General features: G+C 36.4%; 7 protein-coding genes. 3 read left to right on the top strand and 4 right to left on the bottom strand.

Annotation, left to right across the window (positions count from 1 at the left end; translation table 11 throughout):
* Nucleotides 1-66: 66 nt before the first annotated feature.
* From EGH73_RS10935 to EGH73_RS10920, 4 genes are all read right to left on the bottom strand, one after another.
* Nucleotides 67-354, bottom strand: coding sequence for a hypothetical protein (locus EGH73_RS10935; RefSeq protein WP_123281865.1), 288 nt, complete (start codon nt 352-354; stop codon nt 67-69).
* 4 nt (nt 355-358) lie between these two features.
* Complete coding sequence (locus EGH73_RS10930; protein ID WP_228370502.1) at nt 359-958, bottom strand: helix-turn-helix domain-containing protein; 600 nt, start codon at nt 956-958, stop codon at nt 359-361.
* A 158-nt stretch (nt 959-1,116) separates the two neighbouring features.
* Nucleotides 1,117-3,003: a molecular chaperone DnaK gene (gene dnaK, locus EGH73_RS10925; protein WP_123281864.1), complete on the bottom strand. Its 1,887-nt coding sequence runs from the start codon at nt 3,001-3,003 to the stop codon at nt 1,117-1,119.
* 141 nt (nt 3,004-3,144) lie between these two features.
* Nucleotides 3,145-4,371: a M43 family zinc metalloprotease gene (locus tag EGH73_RS10920; protein ID WP_123281863.1), complete on the bottom strand. Its 1,227-nt coding sequence runs from the start codon at nt 4,369-4,371 to the stop codon at nt 3,145-3,147.
* 235 nt (nt 4,372-4,606) lie between these two features.
* Between EGH73_RS10920 and ppk1 the strand changes: the two genes are divergently transcribed.
* From ppk1 to EGH73_RS10905, 3 genes are all read left to right on the top strand, one after another.
* Nucleotides 4,607-6,676, top strand: coding sequence for a polyphosphate kinase 1 (ppk1, locus tag EGH73_RS10915; protein WP_123281862.1), 2,070 nt, complete (start codon nt 4,607-4,609; stop codon nt 6,674-6,676).
* 84 nt (nt 6,677-6,760) lie between these two features.
* Nucleotides 6,761-7,657, top strand: coding sequence for a Ppx/GppA phosphatase family protein (locus EGH73_RS10910; protein WP_123281861.1), 897 nt, complete (start codon nt 6,761-6,763; stop codon nt 7,655-7,657).
* Nucleotides 7,658-7,824: 167 nt separating this feature from the next.
* Nucleotides 7,825-8,844, top strand: coding sequence for an LLM class flavin-dependent oxidoreductase (locus EGH73_RS10905; RefSeq protein WP_123281860.1), 1,020 nt, complete (start codon nt 7,825-7,827; stop codon nt 8,842-8,844).
* The last annotated feature ends 5 nt before the right edge of the window (nt 8,845-8,849 follow it).

Here is an 8,849-nt window from a genome sequence, read left to right as displayed (position 1 = left end):
ATGTTGCTGATTTTTAATTAGTTTTACAAAGTAACTAAATATAGCGCTGAGAAAGCTACCGAAGGTTTAGTTCAACATTGTCTCCCTGTCACGCTCACTCTTACAAACTATAATTCCATTATCATCACGCTTTGGTTTAAAGGCTTTTGTCCCGTCCTTTAGGTTAGTTCTGCTTGTTCTTTTTTTATCCCATTCAACCGTATAAACAATTCTATTGAGATACTCCCTAGAACGTTGCGGTTTATTTTTTCCAGCAATAAATACAGGATAACTCTCCAAATAGACATACCATTCATTTCTATCCTCAGCTTTACGCAATCTAACTGTAACTTGAGTTTTTGAAAGTTGTTTCATAAGCTTAATCTATAGTACCATTATATAATTTGTCAATCTCGCTTTTTGGAGCATAAACATAATTACCAATTTGACGGGTGGGAATTGAGTACTTTCTGATATGCTTGTATACACTCGTATCGTGTAACTGAAATTTTTTGGAAATCTCACCAATAGTATAGCAATTCTCTTCAGAAAGATCATACAAGTTAGGATTAGAATTTTTCTTTTCAATCTTTTCTTTAGATGCCGGAGGAAACATTTCTTGCAAAACTTCACGATTTACTTTTATTAAACGAGTTCCTTCATTAATAGAAGGTATTACATTTTGTTTGATAAGTCTATAAAGTGTTCTTTTTGCAATGTCAAAGAGTAAAACAGCTTCAGGGACTGTCAAGAGAATTTTATCTAAAGGAATCTGATCAATCAGTTCTTGTCTTTTTAATTCTAATTTTTCTTGACGCTTTCTTTTCTGGTAAGCATTTTTTATACACTGCTCACGACAATAAAATGAAGTTACTGTCTTAGGTATAAATTCCTGCGAACAATGCAGACATTCTCTTTTAATCCTTTTAATCATACATATAGAAAAACTAAAGGTAAGAAAAAAAATCTTAAGTGCCACATCTTCTCTGCTTAAGTGCCGGTACAAATATGGTACAAATGTGTAATAAAAAACACTTAAAAAAGCACAAAATCAAAAATCTTTGAAAAAACAAAAATCCCCACAAACATACGCCTGTGGGGATTTTCTATATTTTGTTAATTAATATTAATCAATAACTACTTGACTTCTTCGAAGTCTGCATCCTGCACATCTTCTGCACCTCCTGCATTCTGTGCTCCTGCATCTGCACCTTGAGCACCTTGTCCTGCTGCATACATTTCTTCTGAAGCTGCCATCCAAGCTGCGTCTAGAGCTTCTGTTTTAGCTTTTACATCGTCTGCATTTTTAGCTTCGAAAGCGGTTTTCAATTCTGAGTGAGCTGTTTCGATTGCTGCTTTTTTGTCTACAGATAGTTTATCACCGAATTCTTTCAATTGCTTTTCAGTCTGGAAGATTAATCCGTCTGCTTTGTTGAAGATTTCAACTTCTTCTTTTTTCTTAGCATCGGCAGAAGCATTTTCCTGAGCTTCTTTCTTCATTCTTTCAATTTCTTCGTTAGAAAGACCTGAAGACGCCTGAATTTTAATAGACTGTTCTTTACCAGTTCCTTTATCTTTAGCAGAAACACTTAAGATACCGTTGGCATCAATATCGAATGTTACTTCGATTTGAGGAACTCCTCTTGGCGCTGGTGGAATATCTGTTAAATCAAATCTACCAATCTCTTTGTTATCGTTGAACATTGGTCTTTCTCCCTGTCCTACTCTGATGCTTACAGCCGGTTGGTTGTCAGAAGCTGTAGAGAATACTTCAGATTTTTTAGTAGGAATAGTCGTGTTCGCTTCAATTAATTTGGTAAAAACAGAACCCATTGTTTCGATCCCTAAAGAAAGTGGTGTGACGTCTAATAAAAGAACATCTTTTACATCACCTGTTAACACACCTCCCTGAATCGCTGCACCAATAGCTACAACCTCATCTGGGTTAACTCCTTTAGATGGTTTTTTACCGAAGAATTTCTCAACTTCCTCTTGGATAATTGGGATTCTTGTAGAACCACCTACCAGGATTACTTCGTCGATATCTGAAGTAGATAAACCTGCATCTTTCAATGCTTTAGCAACCGGCTCCATAGATCTTCTTACCAAATCCGCAGATAACTGCTCGAATTTAGCTTTAGTTAAAGTCTTTACTAAGTGCTTAGGACCTGTAGCAGTCGCTGTGATATAAGGAAGGTTGATTTCTGTTTGCGTAGTTGCAGAAAGTTCAATTTTTGCTTTTTCAGCCGCTTCTTTCAAACGCTGAAGCGCGATTGGATCCGCTTTCAAATCTACGCCTTCTTCATTTTTAAATTCGTCAACCAACCAGTTGATAATGACATCGTCAAAATCGTCACCTCCTAAATGTGTGTCACCATTTGTAGACAAAACTTCGAAAACACCGTCACCCAAATCAAGGATTGAGATGTCAAAAGTTCCACCACCTAAATCGTACACCGCGATTTTTTGGTCTTTATGTCCTTTATCCAAACCATAAGCCAATGCTGCAGCTGTTGGTTCGTTGATAATTCTTTCTACTTTAAGACCAGCGATTTCACCAGCTTCTTTAGTAGCTTGTCTTTGACTGTCGTTGAAGTAAGCTGGAACTGTAATTACCGCTCTTGTTACTTCCTGACCAAGATAATCTTCTGCCGTTTTTTTCATTTTCTGAAGAATCATTGCAGAAATTTCTTGCGGCGTGTATTCTCTGTCGTCAATTTTTACTTTTACCGTATCGTTCGGTCCGGAAACTACTTTGTAGGCTACTCTTCCGATTTCAGAAGCATCGTCTTTAAAGTGCGTTCCAATAAATCTTTTGATAGAATATACCGTATTATGAGGATTGGTTACTGCCTGTCTTTTTGCAGGATCTCCTACCAATCTTTCTCCGTCTTTCGTGAATGCCACAACAGATGGCGTTGTTCTTTTACCTTCCGCGTTAGGGATAACAACAGGATCCTTACCTTCCATTACTGCAACGCAAGAGTTGGTTGTTCCTAAGTCGATTCCAATTATTTTACTCATTTTATATGTTATTTTTTTGTTATTATTAATTATTTACACTCTGCAATTCTCAACATTTATACCACGGCATAAAAAGTGACAAATTGTCATTAAAAAAAACTCCATACAAGACTGAATTAACTAAGTCAAATTTTAGTTGGTTTATTGTTTGATAAATTTCATTGACTTGATGAAGTTACCATTATCATAAGTTCTCACATAATAAGTTCCAACAGGAAGGCTTTTCACATCAATTTTGTCCGTTTCATTTTTGATGTTAGCCCTTTTCACCAATCTTCCATCATTACCAAAAATCTCCACTTCATTGATTTTCACCAAAGGCGAAGCGATTGAAATATAATTAACAGCAGGATTTGGGAAAAGACTGATTGAGTTAGCTTTTTCTACGTCATCAACAGCTAAAAAAGAACAAGCATTAGAATTCAATAGACTTGCTCTTGGGCCAGCCATAGTATTTTGTGTAATGGTTTTCTGATTATTTGTGAACATTGCCATCTTGTTATCATTCACATAATCCATATAGTTCATAAACATAGAACCACTAGCAGTGGTTGTACAAGCATACAGATTGGTAGGAAAAGTTGGTGCACCATAATAAGGCACTTTCGTAGCAGGCGTATCTGCGCAACCATCATCTCCTAACGAAGTTCCACAAGAATCTTCTTCATCGCCCCAAATGTGATTTAGTCCAAAATAATGTCCAATTTCGTGCGTTGCAGTTCTTCCTTTATTATACGGAGAAACTACAGTTCCTGTAGTCCCAAAATATTTATAGCCGATAGCAAGTCCATCATCTGTACCGCCTGCATTATCGGGAAGGTATGCCCATCCTAGATAGCCTGCACTAATATTACCAACCCAGATATTAAGGTATTTTGTTGTATCCCACGATGGTAATCCCGAAGATTTGTAGTAATTATCATCAAAATTAAACCCTGATGCCACAGATTTACGTTCAATACCTGTAGTAGCTGAGCCATCTGGCTTTTTTGTAGCTAAGCAAAATGCCAATTCCATATCCGCTGCGACACCTTGAAAGACTGTTGGAACAGCGGTACTGAAGTCTGCATTCAGTTTTCGAAAGTCATCATTTAATACCTTCATTTGAGAAGCAATCTGAGCATCAGAAATATTCATTGTTGTATTAGAATACAGTACGTGAACTACAACGGGGATTGTAATAACTCCTGCTTTTCTGTTGACTTGAGATTTATTATTAACTAAGAAACCTTTTAAAGCAGTTCTGTTTGCAGCGGCTTCTGGATTAGCGACGAAAAATTCAGCCATTTTTTTATCTGTTCCGCAGGTTCTTTGTCCGTAAGCGTTCAAATTAAGAACAATTACTAATGTTAATAGAATTTTCTTCATATTTTTAAATTTTCAATAAAAGGGAAGCAAATGTATCAATTTTTTAAAAATAAGAGTCCGAATTTATTGAAAATTTAAAATAAATTTATTAAAGGAAATATAGTAAAGTCTTTGCACTGTATTTAAAATTTAATTGACATTCTCGAAACATTAATAATCCCATTAAGATTGTAGTTTTCGAACCCAAATTAATACAATGAATTTTAGTAATTTTGAGATAATCAAAAACCCTATAATGCCACAAGAATTTAATCCGCGCGATGTCACTTGGCTAGCTTTTAACGCCAGAGTTTTACAGGAAGCGATGGACAAAAGTGTTCCGATACATCTCAGAATTCGTTTTTTAGGAATTTTCTCCAATAATTTGGATGAGTTTTTCCGTGTAAGAGTTGCAGGATTGAAACGCGCAATGGACTTTAAACAAAAGCTTGTTGCCGAATCTTTCTACGATGCGCCTTCCAAAATTCTTCAGAAAATCAACAAATTGGTTATTCATCAACAAGAAGATTTTGACAAAACTTGGAAGGATGTTCAGCGCGAAATGGCAAAGGAAAAAGTTTTCATCAAAGACCATAATCATTTGACAGCTGAACAAAAAGAATTTGTTGTCAAATATTTTGATGAAGAAGTGGAGTCAAACGTCATCCCTATTTTGCTTCATGACAACAAACCAATGCCTTATCTTCGGGAAAAAAGTCTCTTCATTGGTGTAACGATGCGAAGAAAAAAATGGCAATACGAAAGTCAATATGCTTTTATCGAAGTTCCGGTGACTGCTAATGGAAGATTTGTTTTGTTACCAACGGAAGATAAAGAACAAAAGGATGTGATGCTTTTGGAAGATGTCATTATTTATAATCTTCCGTATATTTTCTCCTATTTTGGTTATGATGATTTTACAGCGCATTGTTTTAAAGTGACAAAAGATGCAGAATTTGACCTCGATAATGACATCAAAACACCCTTAGCAGATAAAATCGAAAAAGGAATTAAAAACCGACGAAAAGGGAAACCTACACGTTTTGTCTTCGATAAAGAGATTGATAAAGCCCTACTGGAATTCCTCATCAAGAAATTAAATTTAACAAAAAAGGATAGTATTATTCCTGGACAAAAGATTCATAACTTCAGACATTTTATGGATTTTCCTGATGTTTTTAAAGCTTATCAAAAACCTGTTGAAAGAACATCCTTCATCCACCCAGAATTTGCCAAGAAACAAAGAGTAACAGATGTCATCATCAAGAAAGATGTTTTACTGACTTTTCCTTACCATTCTTACGATTCTGTTATCGACTTATTGAGAGAATCTGCAATGGATCCAGATGTGAAATCAATCCAAATCACAGCGTACAGATTGGCATCGAGTTCCAAAATTGCGAATGCTTTGATTAATGCCGTTCGAAATGGTAAAGAAGTGACCGTAATGCTGGAGCTGAGAGCAAGATTTGATGAAGAAAATAACCTGCAATGGAAGGAAAGATTGGAAGTGGAAGGTGTAAAAGTACTTCTCGGGATTCCGAATAAAAAAGTACACGCCAAACTATGCGTAATTAAGAAGAGAGTCAATAACAGAACAATTCAGTATGGTTTTGTAAGTACAGGAAACTTTAATGAAAAAACTGCCAAAATATATGGAGACCATTTGTTAATGACATCCAACAGAGCAATAATGGCAGACATTAATAAAGTATTCAATGTTCTAAATAAACCAAAAGTTGACCCGATAACGATTCTGAAAACCTGTAAAAGTCTGATGGTTTGTCCTCAGTTTATGCGGGAAAGAATCATTGCTCATATTGACAAAGAAATCGAAGAAGCCAAAGCTGGAAGAAAAGCTGAAATGATTATTAAAGTCAATTCTTTAAGTGATAAGACATTAATTCTAAAACTTTACGAAGCAGCCAATGCAGGTGTTGACACGAAAATGATTGTAAGAGGAATCTATTGTGCTGTGAATCAAAAAAGTTTCAAGAAGAAAATCCACGCTATCAGTATCGTTGACGAATATCTGGAACACGCAAGAGTTATGTATTTCTATAACAAAGGTGCAGAGAATATGTACATTTCTTCTGCCGATTGGATGACCAGAAATTTGGATTACAGAATAGAAGCTGCGACACCAATCCTGCAGAAAAACCTTAAAAAAGAACTGAAAGAACTGCTGGAAATCCAGTTGCAGGACAATGTAAAAGCCCGGATCTTGGATAAGAATATGCGGAATGAATATGTAGAATCTGACAAAAACAAGAAAATACGCTCCCAAATAGAAATCTATAATTATTTAAAAAATCAGAAGTATTAGGAATTTACTTTAAATTTTGTTTCCCCTAACCCTAAAGGGAGCAAAATTTATTTTACTTTTATCCTTTAATTCGTCTCAAGAAAAATGATAATTGCCGCTATAGACATAGGCAGTAATGCCGCCAGACTGCTCATCAATGAAGTAAAACCATCCAAAGGGAAAGCCGAATTTACCAAGCTAAATCTCCTGAGAATTCCTCTGAGACTGGGCATGGATGTATTCAGCAAAGGCGAAATAGGAGAAGAACGGAAACAAATGGTCATCAGTACTATGAAAATCTTCAGTCAGTTGATGGCGATGTACAAAGTAGAACATTATCGTGCTTGCGCAACAAGTGCCATGCGTGATGCGAAAAACGGACAAGAAATCATCGAGATTGTAAAAAAGGAAGCTGATATTAATATAGAAATTATTTCAGGAGACGAAGAAGCTACTTTGATTTATGAAAACCACGTCGCAGAAGGACTTGACAAAAATTTTGCTTATTTGTACATAGACGTAGGCGGCGGATCTACGGAACTCACTTTTTATGAGAATAATAAAATGAAATATGAACATTCTTTCAACATCGGAACCATAAGATTACTGAATGGATTGGTTTCTCAATCTGCCTGGGATGAGATGAAAGAGGAAATCAAAGATAAAATCAAAAGTAAAAAACCTGTCGTAGCAATAGGTTCAGGTGGCAACATCAACAAAATATTTTCTCTGAGCAAAACTAAAGACGGCAAACCAATGAGCGTTTCCGTCATCAAAAAATACCTGAAAGAGATGCAAAATCTGTCTGTAGAAGAAAGAATGCACCTTTACCAGTTCCGGGAAGACCGCGCCGATGTAATCGTACCCGCTTTACAAATTTTCAATAATGTTATGACGTGGGCAGAAATCAAAAATATTTATGTTCCAAAGATTTCCGTTGCAGATGGATTGATAAAAAGCATTTATTACAGCCTCAAAAAAAAGAAAAGCTTAATGTCTTAAATCTTATTTGGGCAATCCCCTCGCCAAAGCTTGAGCAGCCGCTCGGGTCGGGCTATTCGCTATTGCAGATTCCAGAAACCAATCCATCAACAACTATCAAAGTTACCCTACATCAATGTCAGCCAAAATCCTAAAGTGTAAATTTGTACTATAAAAATGAGACTATTATGGAATTAGGAATAGGGATGTTCGGAGATGTTTCTCTAGACACCAAAACCGGAAAATATAGAGATGCAAGCGTAAAACTTAACGAAATCCTTGAGCAGGTAAAACTGATGGACCAAGTTGGTCTGGATGTTTTCGCAATGGGAGAACATCACCGTGCAGATTATGCCGTTTCGTCTCCCGAGATTCTTTTGGCTGCTGCAGCAAGTATTACCAATAATATCAAATTAGCAAGTGGTGTAACTGTTCTAAGTTCATCTGAACCTGTGAAAGTTTATGAAGATTTCGCGATGATTGATTTGATTTCAAAAGGTCGTGCGGAGATCTTTGTCGGAAGAGGAAGCTTCATCGAATCTTTTCCTTTGTACGGTTATGATTTGTCAGACTACAATCAACTTTTTGAAGAAAAATTAGACTTATTACTGAAAATCAATAACGAAGAAAATGTAAGCTGGAGCGGAATCTTAAGAAGACCGATGGAAAACCAAACAGTTTATCCAAGAGCTTTTAACAATGGCGTATTACCAATTTGGATTGCTGTTGGTGGAACTCCGGAATCTGTTTTGAGAGCTGCTAAATTAGGTTTGCCATTAATTGTCGCCATCATCGGTGGAATGCCGAGACAATTCAAAAACCTCATCGATTTTTACAAACAAGAATATCTGAGAGCCGGACACGACGAAAGCAAAATGCAGATTGCCATCCATTCCCATACTTTTGTGAGTGATGACCAGAATGTGATTGACCAATATTTTTTCAATTACAAATCTCAGATGGATAGAATTGGCAGAACCCGTGGCTGGGCGCCGTACACCAAAGAGCAATACGAAGGCGGAAGAAGCAAAGACGGTGCATTGTTTATTGGAACAGCAAATGAAGTTGCAGACAAAATCAATGAGATGAAAGAGCTATTTGGCTTGACAAGATTCATTGGGCATATGGATGTGGGCGATCCGGCTCACGATGTAATGATGAAATCAATCCAACTATTCGGTGACAAAATTGCGCCGCAAGTAAAATAAAAACA

It is taken from the genome of Epilithonimonas hominis (assembly GCF_003730015.1).
GTDB lineage: Bacteria > Bacteroidota > Bacteroidia > Flavobacteriales > Weeksellaceae > Epilithonimonas > Epilithonimonas hominis.
This window is presented reverse-complemented; position numbering and strand designations above follow the sequence as displayed.

Excerpts from the sequence above, each read along its gene's own strand:
- EGH73_RS10935 (WP_123281865.1), bottom strand. The coding sequence starts at position 354 with ATGAAACAACTTTCAAAAACTCAAGTTACAGTTAGATTGCGTAAAGCT.
- dnaK (WP_123281864.1), bottom strand. The coding sequence starts at position 3,003 with ATGAGTAAAATAATTGGAATCGACTTAGGAACAACCAACTCTTGCGTT.
- EGH73_RS10920 (WP_123281863.1), bottom strand. The coding sequence starts at position 4,371 with ATGAAGAAAATTCTATTAACATTAGTAATTGTTCTTAATTTGAACGCT.
- ppk1 (WP_123281862.1), top strand. The coding sequence starts at position 4,607 with ATGCCACAAGAATTTAATCCGCGCGATGTCACTTGGCTAGCTTTTAAC.
- EGH73_RS10910 (WP_123281861.1), top strand. The coding sequence starts at position 6,761 with ATGATAATTGCCGCTATAGACATAGGCAGTAATGCCGCCAGACTGCTC.
- EGH73_RS10905 (WP_123281860.1), top strand. The coding sequence starts at position 7,825 with ATGGAATTAGGAATAGGGATGTTCGGAGATGTTTCTCTAGACACCAAA.